Origin of the sequence: Rhizobium sp. R86522 (assembly GCF_042466255.1) — a bacterium.
In the GTDB taxonomy this organism is placed as follows: Bacteria; Pseudomonadota; Alphaproteobacteria; order Rhizobiales; family Rhizobiaceae; genus Allorhizobium.
On sequence record NZ_JAXHBX010000001.1, the window covers coordinates 3,264,831 to 3,286,632 of the forward strand.

The window sequence follows — 21,802 nt, forward strand, 5'->3', positions numbered from 1 at the left end:
TACGTGTTCCGATTACTCGGCGATGTCGACGTTTTCGAAGGTGAAGTCGCCAAGTGGGCTCTGGACGAAGCCAGAGACTTCCTTGCGCATCGGGACGATCGAGAGAGAATGGTCGATCGTGGCCCAAGGCGCTTCGCGCTTGAAGACGAGCTGCGCTTCTTCGTAGAGCTTGGTGCGCTCGGCCTGGTCGGAGGTGACCTTGGCCTTCTTCACCAGGGCGTCGAACTCCTCATTGCACCACTGAGCGCGGTTGTTGCCGCCGACGGCAGAGCAGCCCAGCAGCGTGTCGAGGAAGTTGTCCGGGTCGCCGTTGTCGCCGGTCCAGCCGAGCATGACGGCGCCGTCACGATCCTTGGCCTTCGAGCGGTCGAGATACTCGGCCCATTCGTAGGAGACAATCTCGACGGTGACGCCGATCTTGGAGAAGTCGTCCTGGATGATTTCAGCGGCGCGACGTGCGTTCAGCATGTAGGGGCGCGAAACCGGCATTGCCCAGACCTTCATCGAAAGGCCGGTTACACCAGCGGCTTCGAGTTCTGCCTTCGCAGCTTCCAGGTCATACGCGTCGTCCTGAGTGGACTGGTTGTAAGACCACATGGTCGGCGGGATCGGGTTCTTGGCCGGTGTCGCCATGCCCTGGAATACGGCGTCGACGATGGCTTCCTTGTTGATCGCCTTGTTCAGCGCCTTACGCACTTCCGGCTTGTCGAACGGAGCCTGGGTCGTGTTGTAGGCCAGGTAAGCGACGTTCAGGCCTTCCTGTTCCATGACCGTCAGAGCCGGGTCGGACTTCATGGTCTCGACGTCGGCTGCGTTCGGGAACGGCATCAGGTGGCATTCGCCAGCCTTGAGCTTCTGGTAACGAACGGCAGCATCCGTGGTGATCGCGAAGACGAGATCGTCGATCTTCGGCGCGCCACCCCAGTAATCGGCGTTCTTCTTGTAGCGGATGACGGCGTCCTGCTGGTAGCCGACGAAGGAGAACGGACCCGTGCCGACCGGCATCTGGTTCAGCTGTTCCTTCTTGCCTTCAGCTTCGAGCTTGTCGGCATATTCCTTCGAAACGATCGATGCGAAAGGCATTGCGAGGTTCGCGAGGAACGGCGCTTCCGGCTTGTTGAGCGTGATCTTGACCGTCATGTCGTCGACCTTCTCGATCGACTTGATCAGCTCGGGGAAGCCCATGCCTGCGGCATATTCCCAGGAGGTGCCGGCAACATACTGGTTCCACGGATGATCAGCCTTCAGCTGACGGTCCAGCGAGAAGAGGACGTCATCGGCGTTGAAATCACGCGACGGAGTGAAGAACTCCGTCGTGTGGAACTTGACGCCCGAACGAAGCTTGAAGGTGTATTCGGTGCCTTCGGCGTTGACTTCATAGCTTTCGGCCAGACCGGCTTCCGCTTCGGTGGTGCCGGGCTTGAATTCCATCAGGCGGCTGTAGATCGGATGCGCGGAGGCATCAAAGGTCGTGCCGGCGGTGTACATGCCGGGATCGAAGCCTTCCGGCGATCCTTCCGAGCAGTAAACGAAGGTCTTGGCGCTTGCCGCGCCCGACAGGAAAGTGGCGGCAGCGAGTGCTGCAGCTGCAAGAGCGAACTTGGTTTTCATGAACAGTCTCCCAAAGGCAAAGGACGAGCGTCCTCGCCGGTTCTTTTGGTCCCGCGGCGCGTGGATCGCGCCCGTGTTTTGTGAAGGTCGGGGTCAACCGGTCTTCCGGCGATCGAAGGGTCTCCAGCCGCGCGTCGTAATCTGACAAGCAGCAGAGGTCGTCCACTCGATCACTGATGCAGTGTCTTATCGCCTTCGGAAACGTTGTAAAGAGAGATTCGGCTCAATTCCGTCACAGAATTGGTCTGGTTTTCGCCACAATAGACGGATGGCAGTTCAAATGTTTTCTAAAACGACAGGTCGCTTTAGGAACTCATCGAACATTAGAGATCTTTGATTGACCCTAAGAATCAAGGCCGCGCCACGTAGTGCGTCGCAAAAAGACAAGGACATTTGGCCGAGTCGCGGTGATCTAGCAACGGAAAGAAAATTTATCAACCGATCAAAAAAAACAATGAAACGCAACGCCATCGGCACGGGCGAAAAGGGGAAGGAGGAGAGGCTTGGGGACCCTCTCCTCCTCTCCTTCAGTCACGCTTTGTGGGGAGAGCGACCGAAGAAGAAAGCATAGGCTGCAGGCAGAACCAGAATGGTCAGGACGGTTGCGACGAGAATGCCGCCCATCATCGCGTAAGCCAGCGGCCCCCAGAAGATGCCGCGTGAAATCGGGATCAGCGCGAGAACTGCGGTCAGCGCCGTCAGCATGATGGGGCGGAAGCGGCGGACAGCCGATCCGATGATCGCTTCACGCCGTTCCATGCCAGCTGCGATGTCCTGGTCGATCTGGTCGATCAAAATGATCGAGTTGCGGATGATGATGCCGAGCAGGGCGATAACGCCAAGGATCGCGACAAATCCGAAGGGGGCGCCTGAAATGAGGAGGGCGGCGGCGGCCCCGATGATGCCAAGCGGCCCGGTCGCCAGCACCAGCATGGCCTTGCCGAAATGCTGCAGCTGGATCATCAGCAGCACCACAATGACCAGCAGCATGATCGGCGCCTTGGCCGCGATCGAATTCTGGCTCTCGGCGCTGTCCTCCGCTCCGCCCTGGATCTCGATCGCGTAACCAGCCGGCAGGCTGTCGCGCAAGGACTGCATTTCGTCGAACATCTTCAAGGTCACGTCGTTCGATTGCAGACCGTCCGGCAAGGTGGCTCGCACCGTAATCGTCGGCAAACGATTGCGACGCCATTCGATGCCCTGCTCCAGCTTCGGCACGACCTTGGCAATCTGCGACAAGGGGATGAATGCGCCGAGATCGGTCGGGACATAGATCGAATTGACTGCCGTCAACAGGCGGCGGCTATCTTCCGGCTCCCGGGCCACGATCGAGATCGTTTCCTCACCGGCGCGAACATCGGCGAGTGGCGCACCGCTCATTGTCGCCTGCAGCATCTGACGCAGGCGCTGTGAGGAGACGCCGAGGGCACGGGCACGATCCTGGTCGACGACCAGCGTCATCGCGGGGACCGGCTCAAGCCAGTCGTCATGGACAGCCTGCAAAACGGGGTTCTGGTTGAAGCGCGCCTTTACCTGATCGGCAATGCGGCGAACCTCGTCCCGCTCCGGTCCGTTTACACGCATCTGCACGGCCCATCCGGTCGGCGGCCCCAGGAACAGTCGATCGACCTTCCCGCGCACCGAGGGGAAGTCTTCCGCCAGTGTCATGCGCAACTTGGTGATCAGACGTTCGCGCGCATCCTCGTCCCTCGCCATGACCAAGAGCTGGGCATAGTTCGGATTGCGCAACTGCTGGTCGAGCGGCAGGAAGAAGCGCGGCGCGCCCTCGCCCACATAGGTTGCGACGAAGCGCTGATCCGGATCGGTCAGCAATTCCGCTTCGAGGCGCCTGGCCTCAGCCTCGACTTCCTTGATCGAGGTACCCTCGGGCAACCACATGTCGACAAGGATTTCCGGTCGTGACGACTGCGGGAAGAAGTTCTTCGGGATGAACTGGAAGGACCAGAGGCTGACCGCAAAGATGGCGAGCGTCGAGACGATCACGATGATGCGGTGCTCCACCGCCCAGGAGACGGTCGCACGGAGGCGACGATAGAAGCGGGTGTCGAAAGCGTCGTGATGGCTGCCGGCATGGGCCCTCTGCTTCAGGATCATGTAACCGAGCCAGGGCGTGAAGTAGACGGCGACGAACCAGGAAATGACCAGGGAGATACCCACGACATAAAACAGCGAGCGGACATATTCACCGGCTGTCGATTCCGCGAAGCCGACCGGGATGAAACCGGCTGTGGTTATGAGCGTTCCGGTGAGCATTGGAAAGGCCGTCGAGGAATAGGCGAAACTCGCCGCATCCAGCTTCTCGAGCCCTTCCTCCAGTTTTCGCTCCATCATCTCCACGACGATCATCGCGTCATCGACCAGCAGGCCGAGCGCGATGATCAGGGCACCGAGCGAGATCCGCTGCAGGTCGAGCCCGAGTTCGTACATGACGGCGAAGGTTGCGGCGAGCACCAGCGGTATGGCGATCGCAATCACCAGGCCAGAGCGCCAGCCGATGGAGACGAAGGAGACGACGAGCACGATCAGCAGGGCTTCGCCGAGCGCCTTCATGAATTCACCGATTGCCTCGCGAACCACTTCCGGCTGGTTGGAAATCTGCGATACCTCGAGGCCGATTGGCAGCGTCGCCTCGAAACGCTCCAGCGTTTCCTCCACGGCATCACCGACATCGGTCACCTTGAAGCCCTTGGCCATGACGACGCCGACCTGGACGGAGTCCTTGCCGTTGAACCGGAACTTGCGCTGGTAGGGATCCTCGAGACCTTCGGTGACCGTGGCGATATCGCCCAGACGCGTGACCTGGTTGCCGGAATTCAGGCGCAGTTCGCGGATGTCTTCCGCGGCGGAGAAACCGCCATCGACGGATATGCGGACCGATCGGGATCCCGTGTCGATACTCCCGGTGGCATCAATCGCATTCTGGCCGGCAAGTGCGCTCTGCAGGTCGGTGAAGGTCAGACCGCGTTCGGCAAGCGCCTTGGACGACACTTCGATAAATATCTTCTGCGGTTGATCGCCCAAGATCACCGCCTTTTCGACCCCTTCGGTCGACAAGAGGACATCGCGCGCCTGGATCGCATGCTGCTTGAGCTCGGGATAGCTGTAGCCATCGCCTGTCAGCGCATAGAGCGTGATGTAGGTATCGCCGAACTCGTCGTTGAAATACGGGCCCAGCAGACCTTCGGGCAGCTCGTTCTCGATGTCGCCGACCTTCTTGCGGACCTGGTAGAAGGCATCAGCCACATCATCGGCATCGGTATTGCCCGTCACCTGCAGCGTAATGATCGCCGAACCCGGTCGGGTGTAGGACTTGACCCAGTCCAGATAGGGCGTCTCCTGCAGCTTGCGCTCGATCTTGTTGACCACCTGATCCTGCATGTCGGCCAGCGATGCGCCCGGCCAGAAGGCCTGCACCACCATGACGCGGAAGGTGAAGTCCGGATCTTCCTTCTGGCCCATTCGCATCAGTCCGAAGAGACCCGTAAGGATGATCAGGCCGAAGAGGAAACGGGCTATGCTGGGATGAGCGATGGCCCAACGGGACAGGTTGAACGAGCCCGGCTCGACAGGAGAGTTTGTCATGATTGAAATGTCCCGAAGGTAGGGGGCGCGCTGGGCTTACCGGGTTGCGGCGTCGGGCGTGACGGTGGCGGTTGTCGGACCAGCCTCGGCCGAGCGCGAGAGGTTCTCGTTGGCCAGCCGAACCTTCATGTCTTCCGCCATGAACTGCGTGCCTGCCACGACCACGAGATCACCGGGCTTCAGGCCTGCAGACACCTGGATACCCGTATCGGAAAACGTGTCGATCGTGACCGATCGCGCATGGACCGTGGCGTCGGTCCGATCGACGGTCCAGACTTTCGGCTGCTTGGCGGCATCCTGAGCAAGGGCAGAAAGTGGCAGTTCGAACAGGCTCTTGTCCGATGGTGCCAGCGCCGTCACACGCGCGGTCATGCCAAGCAGGATCTGCGGATTGTCGGGAAGCGTGATGCGCACGGCAAAGGTTCGCGACGTTGCATCCGCGCTGCCCGCAACTTCGCGGACGGTGCCTTTGAGGGCAAGGCCATCCTTCGACCAGAAGCCGACTTCGACCTCCTTGCCGGGGGCGAATGCAAAGATCTCGTTTTCCGGCACTGCGATGAGTGCTTCCTTCTCCCCGTCGGCGGCGACCGTGACAACAGGGCTGCCTGCCGCCACAACCTGGCCGGCGTCCGCGCTGATGGCGGTGACAATGCCCGGCTTGTCCGCCTTCAACTCGCCATAGGCGACCTGGTTTCTCGCCTGCTCAAGCGAGGAACGCTGGCTGTCGCGCGTGGCGAGGGCCTGATTGTAGGTGAGTTGCGCCTGCTCAAGCTGCGCCTTGGTCGTCACCTGCTGGCGGTAGAGGGCATCTGCACGTTTCAGGGCGAAGTCCGCCGTTTCCAGCTGGCGGTCGGCGGCGGCGAGGCTCGCCTCGGCACTGCGCATCTGCAACTGGTAATCCGTCACATCGAGGCGCGCCAGAACATCACCCGGCATCACACGATCCCCAATATCGACCGGGCGCTCGATGATCTTGCCGGCCACGCGGAAACCGGTGGCGGCCTCACTGCGGGCCTTTACCGTTCCGGAATAACGCAATTCACGCGCGGTCGACGGCGCCTCGACTTCGATCACCTTCACGGGGCGAAGGCTCGGCTGCTCCACAGTTTCTGCCCCGCCTTCCGTGCAGGCTGCGAGCCCGAAGGCGGCGAAAAGGGACAATGCAGTCAGGGACAGGCGGGCGCTGGCGGACATAGTGGTTCCTCCCCGGCGGGGGTCTCAGACTTTGAGGGCTCGGATGGCAAATTCGGTCAGATCTTCCGGACTAGCGCGATTGGTCTTGCCAATACACTGGGCGACCATCTGGGGATGGTGCAATGGCGAGGTCGCCGCGCCGAAACAGCGCGCCGCATGGGCCGGATCGCCCTTGGCGAACTCTCCCTTTTCCATGCCTTCGGCAATGATGTCTGTCAGGATGGCCTGGATTTCGTCGATATGCTGATCAATGACGCCCCAGCTCTGCTCGATTGCGGCCACGACCATGTCATGCACCTTGCGCTCATCGAGCATGGTGGCCACGGTGAACTCGAAAAGCGTCATGGAATAGCGGCGCAGCCTTTCCTCCGCACTGACCGGAAGGACGGCGATGGACTGGGCGATTGACAGGCTCTGGTGCAAGAGGCGGGCGCAGACGCCCTCCAGCAACTCGCTCTTCGAGCCGAAAAACCTGTAGATGTTGGCAGGCGACATGCCGAGTTCCTTCGCCACATCGGCGACGGTCGTCTTGCTATAGCCATAGTGTCGAAACTGCCCCTCCGCCGCTTCAAGGATGCGGGTGGCCATATCGGCTGTCTCGGCGGACTGAACTGTGCTCGGGATCATGATGATTTACGACTGACGATATTTGAATTTCGTCAGTCGTAAATCAAAAATCGTCAGCGGTCAATCAGATGAGAGGACAGCGTGTGAAAATGTCGGGCACGGTCCCGCTGCGCAGCAGAACCACTGCGTGCGGGAATAAGAAGCGCCGATCACCGTGAAGAAAGACCTAAGATGCAGATGTAACGCCCGACCTTTTCAGGACGCCAAAGCAAACGCTTTGTGCAAGATCCAAGGGGATGGGGGCAGACGATAAATCTGGGAAGATCGGAGAATGGTGCCCGGAGGCGGATTTGAACCACCGACACGCGGATTTTCAATCCGCTGCTCTACCAACTGAGCTATCCGGGCATCTCGGCTTGTTTGCAAAGCCTGCCGGTCTTTATTTCAAGACCGCCGGGGCGTTTCCCCGGGAGCGAGCGGGGTTATAACATCTTGTTCGGCCATGTCCAGCGGCTTCGACCACTTTTTTGAAGAAGATGTGAAAATCGCTGAAAGGTGAACGAGAACAAGGGGATCGGGGGAGGTCGCGAACAGGCTTTACGGCCAGCGAGCGATCAGTCGCGGTAGTCGTCGTCCGCCTTGGACTCGTCGTCGGCAACCGGGATGGCGTAGGAGCCCTTCAGCCAGCGCGAGAGGTCGAGATTTCGGCAGCGATCGGAGCAGAACGGATAATTGTCCCGCGTCGAGGGACGGCTGCATTCGGGGCATGGCCGCGTCTTGCGCAGCGGCTCGACCTTGGCGGTCCGCTGTTCGTCTCCGTCTGCCATGGTCAGCCCTCCGTCCAGCCCGTATGCACGTCATAGCCCTCGCCCGAGAGCATCTGCAGCGTCTCGAAGAGCGGCAGGCCGACAACGTTGGTGTAGGATCCGACGATCTTCTGGACGAAACTGCCGGCAATGCCCTGGATGGCATAGGCGCCGGCCTTGCCACGCCATTCGCCTGACGCGAGGTAGCATTCGATGTCGTAGCCGGAGAGGCGCTTGAAGCGGACCTTGGTTTCGACGATCTTCTGGCGCAGCTTGCCATCAGGGGCGATCAGGCAGACCCCAGTGAAGACCCAGTGGCTGCGGCCCGACAGAAGATGCAGGGCCGAGGAGGCCTCCTGCATCAGTTCAGCCTTGGGCAGGATGCGGCGCCCGACCGCGACCACGGTGTCGGCAGCAAGAATGTAGCTATCGCCCCAGGTCAGATCCTTGCGCACCTGCAGATGAGCCGCCCTCGCCTTGTCTGCCGACAGGCGGCGAGCGAGCGAGCGCGGATGCTCCGACTTCTTCGGAGTCTCATCGAGATCCATCGGCATCAGGCGTGCGGGATCGATACCTGCCTGCTTGAGGAGATCCACGCGGCGCGGCGACCCGGAGGCCAAAATCAGCTTCTGTCTCAATTCCATCCGAACGCGCTCCTCAAGCCTTAAGGTCTTGGCCCAAGGTTTACTTGAAGCGGTAGGTGATACGGCCCTTGGTCAGGTCGTAAGGGGTCATTTCGACCAGGACCTTGTCGCCGGCGAGAACGCGGATACGGTTCTTGCGCATGCGGCCCGCGGTATGGGCGATGATTTCGTGTTCGTTTTCAAGCTTTACGCGGAAGGTGGCGTTCGGCAGCAATTCGGTGACGACGCCTGGGAATTCGAGGACTTCTTCTTTAGCCATAGAGTGGTTGTCTTTCCTGGGGTTTTAGGAGGGGCGCACGAGGGGCCCCTGAAAATGTGGGCGGAAACTACACAATCGCCCGGCATTTGTGAACCTTGTAGATTCGGCTTTTGGATTTTGTTTCAAGAGGGGCAAAACCGGCGCTAATCCGGGGCTAGAACCAGCCTGTCCCGGATCAGCTTCGTCAGGCGATCCCGCACGTCTCGATAGGCGGTGAGCCGCTGTTCGCGACTGCCGGTTTCGACGGTCGGATCCGGCATCGGCCAATATTCAACCTCGACCGCGGAAGACCGCGTCAATTCGAGGGCTGCGTGATGGGCTTCCGGCGTGAGAGTGATCACGAGGTCGAAGTAGTCGTCTTCCAGATCTTCCAGCGTCTGGGGCTGGCGCCGGCCGAGCGACAGGCCGATTTCATCGAGCACGACATCGACGAAGGGATCGCGCTCGCCCTTCTTGACGCCCGCAGAGGCAACCCAGGTGCCGGACGGCAGGGCCTGTCTCGCAATCGCCTCGGCCATGGGGCTGCGGATGACGTTTTGGCCGCACATGAAGAGGACCGCGCCGGGCCGCGACGGACGGCGGCTGTCGTCTGCGCCCTCGCTCATCGAGCCTAGCCCCGCCAATAGAGCACGCAGACCAGGGTGAAGAGACGCCGTGCAGTATCGAAGTCGATCTTGATCTTGCCGGAGAGCCTGTCCATCAGTGTCTGGGAGCCATCATTGTGGATGCCACGGCGGCCCATGTCGATAGCTTCGATCTGCGACGGCGTCGAGGAGCGGATCGCCTCGTAATAGCTTTCGCAAATCATGAAGTAGTCTTTGATAATCCGCTGCAAGGGCGTCAGCGACAGGATGTGCACGGCGACATCCTCGCCGGTCTCCGTCTTGATAGAGAAGACGAGCTTGCGATCCATCAGTGACAGAAAGAGGTGATAGGGACCGCCAGGATGGCCGGCGGGCTCGAACGAGTTTTCCTCGATCAGGTCGAAGATGGCAACGGCCCGCTCATGCTCGACATCAGGGGTCGAGCGCCCGATGGTCTCGTCCAGCACGACATCTGAGAGCCGGAAGTCGCCCGCCGCCATGTGCTAGTCCCCGAGATTGAGTCGGATGGCGACGGAGCGGGCATGGGCTTCGAGCCCTTCCGATTTCGCCAGCGCAATCGCAGCCGGCGCAAGCTTGCGCAGCTGCTCCGGCCCGAGCCGCAGGATCGAGGTGCGCTTGACATAGTCCAGCACCCCAAGCCCCGAGGAGAAGCGTGCGGATCGCGCCGTCGGCAGAACGTGGTTCGAACCGCCGACATAGTCGCCGATCACCTCCGGCGTATGGCGACCGACGAAGATCGCACCGGCATTTCGGATGCCTTCGATCAGCGGCTCCGGATCGTCGACGGCGAGTTCCAGATGCTCGGCTGCGATCCGATTGGCCAGAGGTATCGAATCCTCGAGCTTCTCCACCATGATGATCGCGCCGAAATCGCGCCAGCTGGCCGAGGCCGTCTCGGCGCGCGGCAAGGATTTCAGCTGCCGTTCAACAGCCGCTTCCACCGCCTCGCCAAGTGCGCGATTGTCGGTGATGACAATGGACTGGGCGCCGGGATCGTGCTCGGCCTGGGCGAGAAGGTCGGCCGCCAGCCAATCCGGGTCATTGTCCTTGTCGGCGATGATGAGGACTTCGGAGGGACCGGCGATCATGTCGATGCCGACGGTGCCGAAGACGTGGCGCTTGGCCGCCGCGACATAGGCATTGCCCGGGCCGACGATCTTGGCAACCGGCGCGATCGTCTCTGTGCCATAGGCAAGGGCTGCCACGGCCTGGGCGCCGCCAATGCGATAGATCTCGGTGACACCGGCAATGCTCGCGGCTGCCAGCACGGTCGGGTTAATGGTCCCGCCCGTTGCCGGCACGACCATGACAACGCGCGGAACGCCTGCCACCTTGGCCGGCAGCGCATTCATCAACACCGAGCTCGGATAGCTCGCCGTGCCGCCAGGCACGTAAAGGCCGACGGCATCGATCGCCGTCCAGCGCGATCCGAGTCCGACCCCGATCGCATCCTCGTAAATGTCGTCCTTCGGCATCTGCCGGGCATGGTGACGCTCGATGCGCTCCGCGGCGAGCTTCAGGGCGTCGATCAGCTCAGGCGGAGTCGAGGCGAGTGCTGCTGCAATCTCTTCATCCGTCACCCGCATGGAAACGGTCGAAAAATCCACGCCATCGAAGCGTTTGGAATAGTCGGCGAGTGCCGCATCGCCACGCGCGCGCACATCGTCGATGATCTTGCGCACGACATCGTTGACGTCGTCGGAAACTTCACGCTTGGTCGTCAGGAAGGCCGCAAAACGCGCCTCGAAATCTCCCGATGCCTGATCCAGCCAGATTGCCACGCCCCGTATTTCCCTCTCAAGCATTCTCAATTCAATCAAGCCGCGACAATTGCCCGCCATTCGGCCTCATCAGCCGGCCTCGTGAGCCAGCCCCGCGATCCAGCCGTCTCAGCCGGCCTCGTGTTCCGGCCGAGCCGTCGTTTCCCAGGCACCGCCGATATCGGCAAGCTGGGCCTCGATGCATTCCACTTCGAGGGCAACCATGCCACCGCCTGCCAAGACGAGCTCGACGACGCCATCGGGACCGTCGTCCTTGGGCACGTAACGGATCGCGAGCAGGCTCATGACTTCCTCGGCCTTGCCTCGGTCGAAACCGATCGAGCGAACCGCCTCGACGCGCTTGAAGCTCAAGGCCGCACGACGGCGCTCGAAGCTCTTGGTTGCGCGTGCCGCCTTTTCCCAGACGAAGCGGTTGGCGGCGAGCGAAAACAGGCCCGAGCGGGCCGAAAAGCTCAGGTCACCGACCTTGAACACGGCGTCCTGCATGTGGGCCGAGATGATCGCGAGATCATCGGCATCGAGCGCCAGCAGCTTCAGGTCCGTCATGTCACCTCACAGTATCGCCTCTCGGCGGTGCCCGTCGAATTCATGTTTTGGACATAGGTTGCGGCTTGTCCAGTGGCAACGGGGCAAAAAGACTTTTCGCCCCGCATCGCTGTGAAAGAGTGCGCCCGAGCCGAGGGCTCAGTCTGTGATGCGCTCAACAATGGCACCGCAGCGGGTGAGCTTTTCTTCCAGACGCTCGAAACCGCGGTCGAGATGATAGACGCGGCTGACCATGGTCTCGCCTTCGGCGGCCAGGCCCGCAATGACCAGCGACACCGAGGCGCGCAGATCGGTCGCCATGACAGGTGCGCCACGCAGGCGGGTAACGCCTTCGATGCGGGCTGTCTGGCCCGACAGCGTGATCTTCGCGCCGAGGCGGGCCAGTTCCTGCACATGCATGAAGCGGTTTTCGAAGATCGTCTCGGTGACATGCGAGACGCCATTCGCGCGGGTCATCAGGCCCATGAACTGCGCCTGCAGGTCGGTCGGGAAGCCCGGGAAAGGTTCGGTGACGATATCGACCGGGCGGATTTGATCGCCATGGCCGATAACACGGATGCCGCCCTCGACGGCCGACACTTCGGCACCGGCGCGGCGGATTGCCTCGATGGCCGTGTCGAGGAGCGTGATGTCGGTGCCCGACAGCGTTACATCACCGCCGGTCATGGCAACGGCCATGGCATAGGTGCCGGTCTCGATGCGGTCCGGCAGGACACGGTGACGCGCGCCGGAAAGGCTGGTGACGCCCTCGATCTTGATGGTGGAGGTGCCGGCGCCTGAAATCTTCGCACCCATAGCATTCAGGCAGTTGGCGAGATCGACGACCTCAGGCTCGCGAGCGGCGTTGCCGATCACGGTCGTGCCGCGAGCGAGCGAAGCGGCCATCAGCATGACATGGGTCGCGCCGACCGAGACCTTCGGGAAGGTATAGCGGGCACCGATCAGGCCGCCCTTCGGTGCCTTGGCGTTGATGTAGCCGCCGTCGATCTCCATCTCGGCGCCGAGCGCTGTCAGGCCCTCGATGAAGAGATCGACCGGGCGCGTGCCGATGGCGCAACCGCCCGGCAGCGAGACGCGGGCCTGGCCTTCGCGGGCAAGCAACGGACCGATGACCCAGAAGCTGGCGCGCATCTTCGAGACAAGCTCGTACGGTGCCGTCGTATCGGCCACCGTGCGGCAGGTGAAATGCACGGTGCGCGAATAGGACCCGTCCTGATGTTCGCGGCGACCATTGACGGCGATATCGACGCCGTGATTGCCGAGAATGCGGATCAGGCCTTCGACGTCTGCCAGATGCGGCACGTTTTCGAGCGTCAGCGTATCAGACGTCAAAAGCGAGGCGATCATCAGGGGAAGCGCTGCGTTCTTGGCGCCCGAGATCGGGATGATCCCGTTCAACGCATTGCCACCAACAATCCTGATGCGATCCATAAGAGCCTGCGATACGGGCGAGAGATGCCCGCCTTTCCTTGAGAACGTGTGAGGGGAAGCCAATCCGGCGAGGCTGGCTCTTTAGACGAAAACAACGAGCGGTTCAATTGAAGCCGCAACGCTCGGTTAATCACCGGGTTTGGGCGAATTTGCGACAGGATTGGCATTGCCCATATCCCGATCACCGCCCTCGCCCTCCGCCGCGGGCTCCACCGAAGCAGCCTGCGCGGCCGGCAGACCCACGCCGTCTTCAGCCTCACCGGCTCGCCGTGCCCGAGACTGCTGCTTGCGACGGGCGAGATTTTCCCTGAGTTTCGCCGCCGCGCGCTCACGCCGCCGCTGTTCGGCGTCGGAGAGCGCACGTTTTCCACGATCGGCGAGCGGCGCGGCTTCGGACCGGCCTTCGTCCGCTTCGCCCTTGTTTTCCGGGTCATTTGTCATGAGCGGGTGATATCCGATCGGATAAAAATCGCAAAGTGCCTTCCGGCCCCGTCACAAAACTTGGCTACACAAACGCTTTACGGCTTGCGCTGCCCGAAACTCTATGGCAATAGGCGCCTCGTTCCGGGCCGACCAAACGCGTCGCCCGCCAGATGCTGCTATAGCTCAGGGGTAGAGCACTCCCTTGGTAAGGGAGAGGCCGAGAGTTCAAATCTCTCTAGCAGCACCATTTCACTCGCATATTCTGTTCCACCTGACGTTGATGGTTGTTGCGCTACCAGTCGATTGACGGGTGCACTCAACCCATGCCCGCGTGCTTTTCGACCATACGGGCTACTGCCCGCTTTTCGGTTTTGGAGCGAATCTGCCTGGAAGTCATTCGCGTGGGAATGAGGATGGTCTGTTGCACTTCATTGCGACGTAGCCTGAACGATCTTTCCGCTGCGGCAAGGCGATCGTGCCACGTGTAGCTGCCAACCGTGACGACCGTGAGCGTGTGAGCCTCAGCCAGTTGGTGCAGAGCGTTTTCCTTGCCGAGCACGGTCGTCAGCAATTCCTCGAAAGAGCCGAGCTCCAGAAAATCGCCGCTGCGCAAGGGGCCCTGCACCAGTTCACTACGCCTGTCTGGCGGCGAAAAGCCGGCGCGATCTGCCTCGCTCAGGGAATAGAGTTGCTCCCGATCGGCAAAGGACAAACGCAGGAAGACCGCCTGGACGAAAATGATTTCGGGGCTCATGTTGGTGATGATGCAACGCGCGGCAATCGTATCGCCGCCTCCCCGGGTGATCAGGATCTTGGGCCGGATCTGGTGCCGATAGCTCGAATAGAAAAGCTGCAGATAGAGCATCCAGACGCCCAGCATCGCGAAGCTCGAAAGAGCCGATATGATGCCGTGATTCTCCTTCAGCCAGATCCACATCGTCCGCTCCCTTCCCATGTCGAACGCCTCGAGCGATGGAAGGTTTCGCGCCCGTCAGAAAGACTGGGTGGCGAACCGGAGCTGCAGGTCCCCGGCCGCCCGGCGCACCAGTTCGGCCACTTCCGTCAGCTGTCTGGCGATGGGGCTCGTCTTTCGCCAGATCATGCCGATCCTCCGTGACGGCTGGGGGTCCTCAAAGCGGGCGATGGAGACGTCGGCGGAGCGGGTTTCGACCGGCATAGCAATCTCGGGAATGAGCGTCACACCGATCCCGGCGCCGACCATCTGGACAAGCGTGGAGAGCGAACTCCCGTCGAGAATCTCGCGTGGACGCACCGCCCCCATGTCGCAAAAAGAGAGGGCCTGCTCGCGGAAACAATGCCCCTCCTCCAGCAGAAGCAGGCGCATCTCGCGCAGCATTTCCCTGTTCGGCACCGGCTTGCCGGCATCTTCCTTCGGGCGGACGAGCACGAAGTTTTCCTCGAAGAGCGGCATCTCGGTCAGCGATGGCTCCGAGACCGGCAAGGCGACGATCGCCGTGTCCAGGCGGCCCTCTGCCAGTTCCTGCAGGAGCTTCGGGGTCACGGTTTCGCGGACATGGATATCGAGATCGGAGTTTTCGCGGGTGAGCGCTGATATCATGCCGGGCAACAGATAGGGGGCGACCGTCGGGATGACACCGATCCTTAGGCGCCCAACCAGATGTTTGCGATGAGCACGGGCGAGGTCGCCCAGTTCGTCGACGGAGCGCAGGATGTCGCGCACCCGCAGCAGGAATTCCTCTCCGAACGCAGAAAGGCGCAGCTGTCTGGCCGAGCGCTCAAACAGTTCCACACCGAGGGTCTCCTCAAGCTCCTTGATCTGAACCGACAGGGCTGGCTGGGAAATCGAACAGGCTTCGGCCGCGCGCCCGAAATGGCCATGACGGGCCAGCGCCTCGAAATAGCGCAGCTGCCGGAGTGTGAAATTGATCATAACCTAATCCTATGGAACTGATCACAATTTCCAACTTACATTAATCGAAAGGCTTTGCTAGAACAATTCCAGATGATGTCGGCGTGTCGCCTAAAGGGGGTGGCACAGCTGGCCTGGTTCCCAAGAAGCCAGGCGGACGACGGATCCGGCGGGATGCTCCAATGTCCTGTCGCCAGTTCATCGGGTTGTGATGCGGACGTGCTCTTCAAGAGTGTCAGCAATCCGATCCTGGGAAAGCGGGTTCTTCAAGGAGGCAATTTATGGATACCCTGAGCAACAAAGGCACCGGCAAATGTCCGGTCATGCATGGTTCGAACACGGAAAGCGGCGCAAACGTCATGGCCTGGTGGCCAAACGCGCTGAACCTCGACATCCTGCACCAGCACGACACCAAGACCGACCCGATGGGCAAGGGCTTCGATTACCGTGAAGCCGTCAAGCAGCTCGACGCTACTGCGCTGAAGGCCGACATGAAGGCCCTGCTGCGCGACAGCCAAGAATGGTGGCCAGCTGACTGGGGTCACTACGGCGGCCTGATGATCCGTCTCGCCTGGCACTCTGCCGGCTCCTACCGTCTGGCCGACGGCCGCGGCGGCGGCGGCACGGGCAATATCCGTTTTGCGCCGCTCAACTCCTGGCCTGACAATGCCAGCCTCGACAAGGCGCGCCGCCTTCTGTGGCCGCTGAAGAAGAAGTACGGCAACAAGATCTCCTGGGCCGACCTGATCCTCTTTGCCGGTACCGTCGCATACGAAGACATGGGTCTGAAGACCTTCGGCTTCTCCTTCGGCCGCCCGGATATCTGGGGCCCGGAAAAGGACGTCTACTGGGGTGCGGAAAAGCAGTGGCTTGCCCCCTCCGACAGCCGCTACGAAGACGTCACCAAGCCCAACACGATGGAAAACCCGCTCGCCGCTGTGCAGATGGGTCTCATCTACGTGAACCCGGAAGGCGTGAACGGCAAGCCTGATCCGATGGCGACCGCCGCTCAGGTGCGTGAAACCTTCGCCCGCATGGCAATGAACGACGAAGAGACCGCAGCGCTGACCGCGGGTGGCCACACCGTCGGCAAGGCACACGGCAATGGTGACGCGCAGGCGCTCGGCGTCGAGCCGGAAGCTGGTGATCTCGAAAACCAGGGCTTCGGCTGGATGAACCCGAACCAGAACGGCAAGGCAAGCCTCGCCGTGACCTCGGGTATCGAAGGCGCATGGACCGCCAACCCGACCGTTTTCGACATGGGCTATTTCGAACTACTGTTCGGTTACGACTGGGAGCTGACGCACAGCCCCGCTGGTGCCCAGCAGTGGGCTCCGATCGGCATCAAGGAAGAGCACATGCCGGTGGATGCCACCGACCCGTCGATCCGCCGCATGCCGATGATGACCGATGCCGACATGGCCATGAAGGTCGACCCGGTCTACCGCGCCATCTGCGAAAAGTTCATGGCGGATCCGGCCTACTTCCAGGACACCTTTGCCCGCGCCTGGTTCAAGCTGACCCACCGCGATCTCGGTCCGAAGGTTCGCTACATCGGTCCGGAAGCCCCGACCGAAGAGCTGATCTGGCAGGATCCGGTGCCGGCTGGTGTTGTCAACTACGACGTCAGCGCCGTGAAGGCGAAAATCGCCGCTTCGGGTCTGTCGACCGCCGAACTGGTGGCCACCGCCTGGGACAGCGCCCGCACCTATCGTCAGTCTGACATGCGTGGCGGTGCGAACGGTGCGCGCATCCGTCTGGCTCCGCAGCGTGATTGGGAAGGCAACGAGCCGGCCCGTCTCGGCAAGGTCCTGTCGGTTCTGGAGCCGATCGCAGCCGAGTTCGGCGCCAGTGTCGCCGACGTCATCGTTCTGGCCGGCAATGTCGGCATCGAAACGGCTGCCAAGGCTGCTGGTTACGACGTGACCGTGCCGTTTGCCGCAGGTCGTGGCGATGCCACTATCGAGCAGACGGATGCGGAAAGCTTCGCTCCGCTCGAGCCACTCGCCGACGGTTTCCGCAACTGGACCAAGAAGGACTACGTCGTCAGCCCCGAAGAGATGCTGCTCGATCGCGCCCAGCTCATGGGCCTGACGGGTGCGGAAATGACGGTGCTGCTCGGCGGTCTGCGTGTGCTCGGCACCAACTATGGCGGCACCAAGCATGGCGTGTTCACCACCCGCGAAGGCCAGTTGACGAACGACTTCTTCGTCAACCTGACCGACATGGGTTTCACCTGGAAGCCGACCGGCAAGAACTCCTACGACATCTGCGATCGCAAGACCGGTGAGAAGAAGTTCACCGCGACGCGCGCCGATCTCGTCTTCGGTTCGAACTCGGTCCTGCGTGCCTATGCGGAAGTTTACGCTCAGGACGACAACCAGGAGAAGTTCGTGAAGGACTTCGTCGCTGCCTGGGTCAAGGTCATGAACGCCGATCGCTTCGATCTCGAAGCCTGAGAGCGAAGGCAACGAGCCTCGTGCCCTGAGGCTCGGAACCGCTAGAAGAAGCCGGAGATGCAGCCGCCTCTCCGGCTTTTTCTTGGTCTCAGCGCAGAAAGGCGCGGAAGCGGCGCAGGGACAGGACGAAGAACACGGCCGAGATGGCAAGCAGAGCCAGGATCTGAGGCCAGACGACGTCGAGCCCGGCATCCCTGAAAAGTACCGCCTGGGCCATGATGACGAAGTGCGTGTTGGGTGCAGCCGACATAATCCACTGGATCACCTCGGGCATGCTTTCACGGGGCGTCATGCCGCCCGACAGGATCTGCAGCGGCAGAAGAACCAGCATCAGCAACAAACCGAACTGTGGCATCGACCCGGCGACCGTGGCGAGGAAGATGCCCATGGATGTCGCGGCAACCAGTTGTAGCGCCGCCCCGATGAGGAAAAGGCTCATGGAGCCCTGAAGGGGCACGTTTAGCGCGCCTTGCACGACGACGAAGAGCGAAAACATAGTTGCCAGCAGCACGACCAGGCCCATCGACCAGATCTTGCTCAGCATGATTTCCGCAGGCGTGACCGGCATGACGAGGAGATGTTCGATCGTACCGTGCTCTCTCTCCCGGATGAGGGCCGCCCCGGTCAGGATAATCGACAGCATGGTGACGGCAGAAATGACTTCGTTGATCGATCCGAACCAGCCCTTGTCGAGCTCGGGATTGAAGCGCGCCCGGAGCGTCAGGCCGACGCTCACCTGATCCGCTGCGTCTCCCCGGTTCAGGAAATCCGTCACTTCACGCGTGACGATTTCTTGAATGTACCTGCCGCCGGAAAAGGCCTGGGTCATCTGGGTCGCGTCAACGTTGAGCTGGATCTGCGGGCTGCGACCGGCCAGAAGATCGCGCTGAAAGCCGGGCGGAATGTCGAGCACAAAGGTGTCGAGACCAGCATTCATGCGCGGATCGATGTCAGCCGGTGTGATCATCTGCGGGGGCAGGAAATAAGGCGGGTAGAGCGCGCTTTCGATACGGGCAGATACCTGTGAGCGATCCTCGTCGACAATCGCGACCGCCGCCTTGTTCAGCGTCTCTGGCTCTGCGGTTGCGGCGGTGTAGATGTTCAGGGTGAAGGCATAGACGATCAGGAATAGCAGGGCCGGGTCGCGAGCGAGGCCGCGCAGTTCCTTGATGCCGAGTTCAAGAATGTTTGCCAGCCGCATGGGTCACACCGCCTGCTTCTTGAGGAGGAAGGTGCCTGCGACCAGCAGGAGCGGACCCACGATTGCGAGCGCCAGCAATTGTGGCTCCAGATCGGCAAACGTCAGCCCCTTGGAGAAGACGCCGCGCGAGATCGTGACGAAATGGCTTGCCGGATAGATCTGCCCGATCAGGGCGCCTGCCCCTTGCAGAGCGGAGACGGGCGACAGCATGCCGGAAAACTGGACGGCCGGGATAATGGTGATCAGCGTGGTGCCGAAGATCGCCGAGATCTGGCTTTTCATGAAGCTCGACAAGAGCAGACCGAGCGCCGTGGCGGCAAAGACATAGAGCAAGGCTCCCAGTGCCAGAACAGCAAAGCTTCCGGTAAGCGGCACCTGGAAGCCGAAGACGGCGAAGGCGGTCAGGGTGAGGAAGTTCAGGAAAGCGATACCGATGTACGGCAGTTGCTTGCCGAGCAGAAATTCGAGACGCGTCACCGGCGTGACGTAGAAGTTGATGATCGAGCCGAGTTCCTTTTCTCGCACTACGCTCAACACGGACAGCATGGCCGGGATGAGCATCAGCAGGAGCGGGATGACCGCCGGGACCATCGAGACCAGGCTCTCCACATTCGGATTGTAGCGATAGCGCAATTCGATCTCGAAAGGCGCCAGAGTGGCTTTGTCGCCGTAAAGTTCGCGGGCCTTGCGGGCGAGCCAGCTTGCATGCATGCCCTGGACATAACCCGAGACGGTTTCGGCCCGAGCCGGCATCGCTCCGTCGATCCAGGCACCTACGTCGACATTGCGATTGCCACGAGCCAGATCTCGGCCGAAGCCGGGCGGGATCTCGATCGCGAGGCTGATGTCGCCGGCGCGCATGCGGCGATCGAGCTCCTGGTAGTCGATCAACGGCGGCCGCTCGATAAAATATCGGGAACCGGCGATCTCCGCGATGTATTCCCGGCTCAAGACCGTGTCGTCGCGGTCGAGAGCCGCGAAGGTCAGGTTCTCGACATCGAGATTAATGCCATAGCCGATGACGAACATCAGAATGAGGCTGCCGAGCATGGCAAGCGTCGCACGAATAGGGTCACGGATGAGCTCGAGCGCTTCACGGCGGCTGAAGGCGAGCAGCCGACGGCGATCGAGGAGCGGGCGATGACGTTTCACCTTTGTTGTTTTTGCGGGAGGTGAAACGACAGCTTCTTCACTCTCCCCGGCGCCAAACGTGGGTACTGCCTGTTCGCCGATCGCCTGCTCCAGATGATGAATGAAGGCCTGCTCCAGGTTTTCTGCCCAGCTGCCGGAAACGATTGCCTCTGGCGTATCCGTAACCAGAACCTTGCCGGCATGCATCAGCGAGATCCTGTCGCAAAGCGCTGCCTCGTTCATGAAATGGGTCGACACGAAGATGGTCACGCTGTCGCGCCGGGAAAGGTCGGCCAGCAAAGCCCAAAAGCCGTCACGCGCCACGGGATCCACACCCGACGTGGGTTCATCGAGGATCAGGATGTCGGGACGGTGGATCAGGGCGACGGCGAGCGATAGCCGCTGGCGCATCCCGAGCGGCAGGGCGTCGGGCAATTCTTCGAGCGCCCCGACAAAGCCAAATCGATCCGCCAGTTCCTCCAGCCGTGGCCCGATTTCGGCATTGGGCATACCGAAGAGACGGCCATGCAATTCGAGGTTCTGCCGAAGCGTCAGTTCGCCGTAGAGCGAGAAGGCCTGGCTCATGTAGCCAACGCGGCGACGGATCGCGATGTCCTTTGGATCGACGGGATGGCCGAAGACTTCCGCCCTGCCCTCGGACGCGGCCAGCAGCCCCGTCAGCATCTTCATCGTCGTCGTCTTGCCGCAGCCGTTCGAGCCGAGAAAACCGAAGATCTCGCCGCGCGGAATCTCGAAACTGACATCGTCAACGGCGGTGAAATCACCGAAGCGCATGGTCAGATGCTCTGCACGGATCGCGATGTCGCCAACATCCGTCCCTGGACGTCTCGCAATCCGCAGCGGTTCGTTTCGGCCACGTTTCTCTTCGGGCAGCAAGGCGACGAAGGCAGCATCGAGTGTCGCGGTTGCCGTTCTCTCACGCAACTCGCCCGGTGTCCCCGTGTCCAGTATGCGCCCGTCGTCCATGGCGACCAGCCAATCGAAGCGCTCGGCCTCCTCCATATAGGCGGTCGCCACGATGACACTCATGCCAGGCCGCTCGGCCCTGATGCCGTCGATCAGTTCCCAGAACTGCCGGCGCGACAACGGGTCGACGCCGGTGGTCGGTTCGTCGAGGATCAGAAGATCGGGATCGTGGATAAGGGCACAGCAGAGGCCGAGCTTCTGCTTCATACCGCCCGACAGCTTGCCCGCGGGACGGTCCGCGAAAGGCGTCAGCCCTGTGGCGTGCAAGAGCCCGGCGATGCGCCGCTCGCGCTCGCGCCGATCCTGGCCGAACAGGCGCCCGAAGAACTCGACATTCTCGTAGACCGAAAGTGTCGGATAGAGGTTCTTGCCCAGGCCTTGTGGCATATAGGCGATGCGCGGGCAGGATTTGCTCCGGTGTGAGGCTCGGGCCATATCGCCGCCGAGGACCTCGACCCGGCCGGTCTGGATCTGGCGGGCACCAGAGACGAGCGACAACAGGCTCGACTTGCCGACACCATCAGGGCCGATCAAGCCGACCATCATGCCCGCCGGCACATCCAGCGAGACGTCATTCAGCGCCAGCGTCTTGCCATAGGCGAGGCTCACCCCTTGAAGGCGCACGACAGGACCGACCAATTGGGTTTGCGCCGCGCCGTTCAT

The 21,802-nt window shown here is 61.5% G+C and carries 18 protein-coding genes and 2 tRNA genes; 2 read left to right on the forward strand and 18 right to left on the reverse strand.

Going from position 1 to position 21,802, the window contains the following annotated elements; translation table 11 throughout:
- Positions 1–12 precede the first annotated feature (12 nt).
- The 14 genes from SJY08_RS15815 to SJY08_RS15880 form a co-directional block, all read right to left on the reverse strand.
- Entirely contained in the window at positions 13–1,611 is a 1,599-nt protein-coding gene (locus tag SJY08_RS15815) for an ABC transporter substrate-binding protein (RefSeq protein ID WP_054149029.1), read from the reverse strand.
- Positions 1,612–2,142: 531 nt separating this feature from the next.
- Entirely contained in the window at positions 2,143–5,214 is a 3,072-nt protein-coding gene (locus tag SJY08_RS15820; protein ID WP_377276810.1) for an efflux RND transporter permease subunit, read from the reverse strand.
- Between the two features lie 36 nt (positions 5,215–5,250).
- Positions 5,251–6,408, reverse strand: coding sequence for an efflux RND transporter periplasmic adaptor subunit (locus SJY08_RS15825; RefSeq protein ID WP_054149031.1), 1,158 nt, complete (start codon positions 6,406–6,408; stop codon positions 5,251–5,253).
- A gap of 24 nt (positions 6,409–6,432) precedes the next feature.
- Entirely contained in the window at positions 6,433–7,035 is a 603-nt protein-coding gene (locus SJY08_RS15830) for a TetR family transcriptional regulator (protein WP_377276813.1), read from the reverse strand.
- A 272-nt stretch (positions 7,036–7,307) separates the two neighbouring features.
- Positions 7,308–7,383: transfer RNA gene (locus SJY08_RS15835), tRNA-Phe, on the reverse strand.
- 206 nt (positions 7,384–7,589) lie between these two features.
- Positions 7,590–7,802, reverse strand: a complete 213-nt coding sequence (gene yacG, locus SJY08_RS15840; protein WP_054149033.1) for a DNA gyrase inhibitor YacG — start codon at positions 7,800–7,802, stop codon at positions 7,590–7,592.
- A 2-nt stretch (positions 7,803–7,804) separates the two neighbouring features.
- Entirely contained in the window at positions 7,805–8,425 is a 621-nt protein-coding gene (locus SJY08_RS15845; protein WP_054149034.1) for a Maf-like protein, read from the reverse strand.
- Between the two features lie 40 nt (positions 8,426–8,465).
- Positions 8,466–8,684 (reverse strand): translation initiation factor IF-1, encoded by a 219-nt coding sequence (gene infA, locus SJY08_RS15850; protein ID WP_004435948.1) that lies wholly within the window; start codon positions 8,682–8,684, stop codon positions 8,466–8,468.
- Between the two features lie 143 nt (positions 8,685–8,827).
- Entirely contained in the window at positions 8,828–9,289 is a 462-nt protein-coding gene (locus tag SJY08_RS15855; RefSeq protein ID WP_069042370.1) for a low molecular weight phosphatase family protein, read from the reverse strand.
- A 5-nt stretch (positions 9,290–9,294) separates the two neighbouring features.
- Complete coding sequence (locus SJY08_RS15860) at positions 9,295–9,768, reverse strand: UPF0262 family protein (RefSeq protein WP_069042371.1); 474 nt, start codon at positions 9,766–9,768, stop codon at positions 9,295–9,297.
- Positions 9,769–9,771: 3 nt separating this feature from the next.
- On the reverse strand, positions 9,772–11,070 hold the full coding sequence (gene hisD / locus SJY08_RS15865; RefSeq protein WP_377276816.1) for a histidinol dehydrogenase: 1,299 nt from the start codon (positions 11,068–11,070) through the stop codon (positions 9,772–9,774).
- Positions 11,071–11,178: 108 nt separating this feature from the next.
- Positions 11,179–11,616 (reverse strand): DUF2948 family protein, encoded by a 438-nt coding sequence (locus SJY08_RS15870; RefSeq protein ID WP_377276818.1) that lies wholly within the window; start codon positions 11,614–11,616, stop codon positions 11,179–11,181.
- Between the two features lie 138 nt (positions 11,617–11,754).
- Entirely contained in the window at positions 11,755–13,047 is a 1,293-nt protein-coding gene (gene murA / locus SJY08_RS15875) for a UDP-N-acetylglucosamine 1-carboxyvinyltransferase (protein WP_377276820.1), read from the reverse strand.
- Between the two features lie 126 nt (positions 13,048–13,173).
- Complete coding sequence (locus tag SJY08_RS15880) at positions 13,174–13,488, reverse strand: hypothetical protein (RefSeq protein WP_300890621.1); 315 nt, start codon at positions 13,486–13,488, stop codon at positions 13,174–13,176.
- A gap of 154 nt (positions 13,489–13,642) precedes the next feature.
- Here SJY08_RS15880 and SJY08_RS15885 point away from each other — a divergent pair.
- Positions 13,643–13,717, forward strand: a tRNA-Thr gene (locus SJY08_RS15885).
- A 69-nt stretch (positions 13,718–13,786) separates the two neighbouring features.
- Here the strand turns inward: SJY08_RS15885 and SJY08_RS15890 are convergent.
- Positions 13,787–14,350, reverse strand: a complete 564-nt coding sequence (locus SJY08_RS15890) for a hypothetical protein (protein ID WP_377276823.1) — start codon at positions 14,348–14,350, stop codon at positions 13,787–13,789.
- Positions 14,351–14,461: 111 nt separating this feature from the next.
- Positions 14,462–15,382, reverse strand: coding sequence for a LysR substrate-binding domain-containing protein (locus tag SJY08_RS15895; RefSeq protein ID WP_377276825.1), 921 nt, complete (start codon positions 15,380–15,382; stop codon positions 14,462–14,464).
- Between the two features lie 260 nt (positions 15,383–15,642).
- Between SJY08_RS15895 and katG the strand changes: the two genes are divergently transcribed.
- The gene (gene katG, locus SJY08_RS15900) at positions 15,643–17,820 is read left to right on the forward strand and encodes a catalase/peroxidase HPI (protein ID WP_377276827.1); all 2,178 of its coding nucleotides are present in this window, start codon (positions 15,643–15,645) and stop codon (positions 17,818–17,820) included.
- 88 nt (positions 17,821–17,908) lie between these two features.
- Here the strand turns inward: katG and SJY08_RS15905 are convergent, their stop codons facing one another.
- Together SJY08_RS15905 and rbbA are read right to left on the reverse strand one after the other, a co-directional pair.
- Positions 17,909–19,021 carry an ABC transporter permease gene (locus SJY08_RS15905; protein WP_153761369.1) on the reverse strand — a complete coding sequence of 371 codons (1,113 nt, stop codon included), beginning with the start codon at positions 19,019–19,021 and terminating at the stop codon, positions 17,909–17,911.
- Between the two features lie 3 nt (positions 19,022–19,024).
- Positions 19,025–21,802 carry a ribosome-associated ATPase/putative transporter RbbA gene (gene rbbA, locus SJY08_RS15910; protein WP_377276828.1) on the reverse strand — a complete coding sequence of 926 codons (2,778 nt, stop codon included), beginning with the start codon at positions 21,800–21,802 and terminating at the stop codon, positions 19,025–19,027.

Bases quoted from the DNA above. Each gene is read 5' to 3' on its own strand.
- SJY08_RS15815 (WP_054149029.1), bottom strand. From the start codon at position 1,611: ATGAAAACCAAGTTCGCTCTTGCAGCTGCAGCACTCGCTGCCGCCACT.
- SJY08_RS15820 (WP_377276810.1), bottom strand. From the start codon at position 5,214: ATGACAAACTCTCCTGTCGAGCCGGGCTCGTTCAACCTGTCCCGTTGG.
- SJY08_RS15825 (WP_054149031.1), bottom strand. From the start codon at position 6,408: ATGTCCGCCAGCGCCCGCCTGTCCCTGACTGCATTGTCCCTTTTCGCC.
- SJY08_RS15830 (WP_377276813.1), bottom strand. From the start codon at position 7,035: ATGATCCCGAGCACAGTTCAGTCCGCCGAGACAGCCGATATGGCCACC.
- yacG (WP_054149033.1), bottom strand. From the start codon at position 7,802: ATGGCAGACGGAGACGAACAGCGGACCGCCAAGGTCGAGCCGCTGCGC.
- SJY08_RS15845 (WP_054149034.1), bottom strand. From the start codon at position 8,425: ATGGAATTGAGACAGAAGCTGATTTTGGCCTCCGGGTCGCCGCGCCGC.
- infA (WP_004435948.1), bottom strand. From the start codon at position 8,684: ATGGCTAAAGAAGAAGTCCTCGAATTCCCAGGCGTCGTCACCGAATTG.
- SJY08_RS15855 (WP_069042370.1), bottom strand. From the start codon at position 9,289: ATGAGCGAGGGCGCAGACGACAGCCGCCGTCCGTCGCGGCCCGGCGCG.
- SJY08_RS15860 (WP_069042371.1), bottom strand. From the start codon at position 9,768: ATGGCGGCGGGCGACTTCCGGCTCTCAGATGTCGTGCTGGACGAGACC.
- SJY08_RS15870 (WP_377276818.1), bottom strand. From the start codon at position 11,616: ATGACGGACCTGAAGCTGCTGGCGCTCGATGCCGATGATCTCGCGATC.
- murA (WP_377276820.1), bottom strand. From the start codon at position 13,047: ATGGATCGCATCAGGATTGTTGGTGGCAATGCGTTGAACGGGATCATC.
- SJY08_RS15880 (WP_300890621.1), bottom strand. From the start codon at position 13,488: ATGACAAATGACCCGGAAAACAAGGGCGAAGCGGACGAAGGCCGGTCC.
- SJY08_RS15890 (WP_377276823.1), bottom strand. From the start codon at position 14,350: ATGCTGGGCGTCTGGATGCTCTATCTGCAGCTTTTCTATTCGAGCTAT.
- SJY08_RS15895 (WP_377276825.1), bottom strand. From the start codon at position 15,382: ATGATCAATTTCACACTCCGGCAGCTGCGCTATTTCGAGGCGCTGGCC.
- katG (WP_377276827.1), top strand. From the start codon at position 15,643: ATGGATACCCTGAGCAACAAAGGCACCGGCAAATGTCCGGTCATGCAT.
- SJY08_RS15905 (WP_153761369.1), bottom strand. From the start codon at position 19,021: ATGCGGCTGGCAAACATTCTTGAACTCGGCATCAAGGAACTGCGCGGC.
- rbbA (WP_377276828.1), bottom strand. From the start codon at position 21,802: ATGAACGGCGCGGCGCAAACCCAATTGGTCGGTCCTGTCGTGCGCCTT.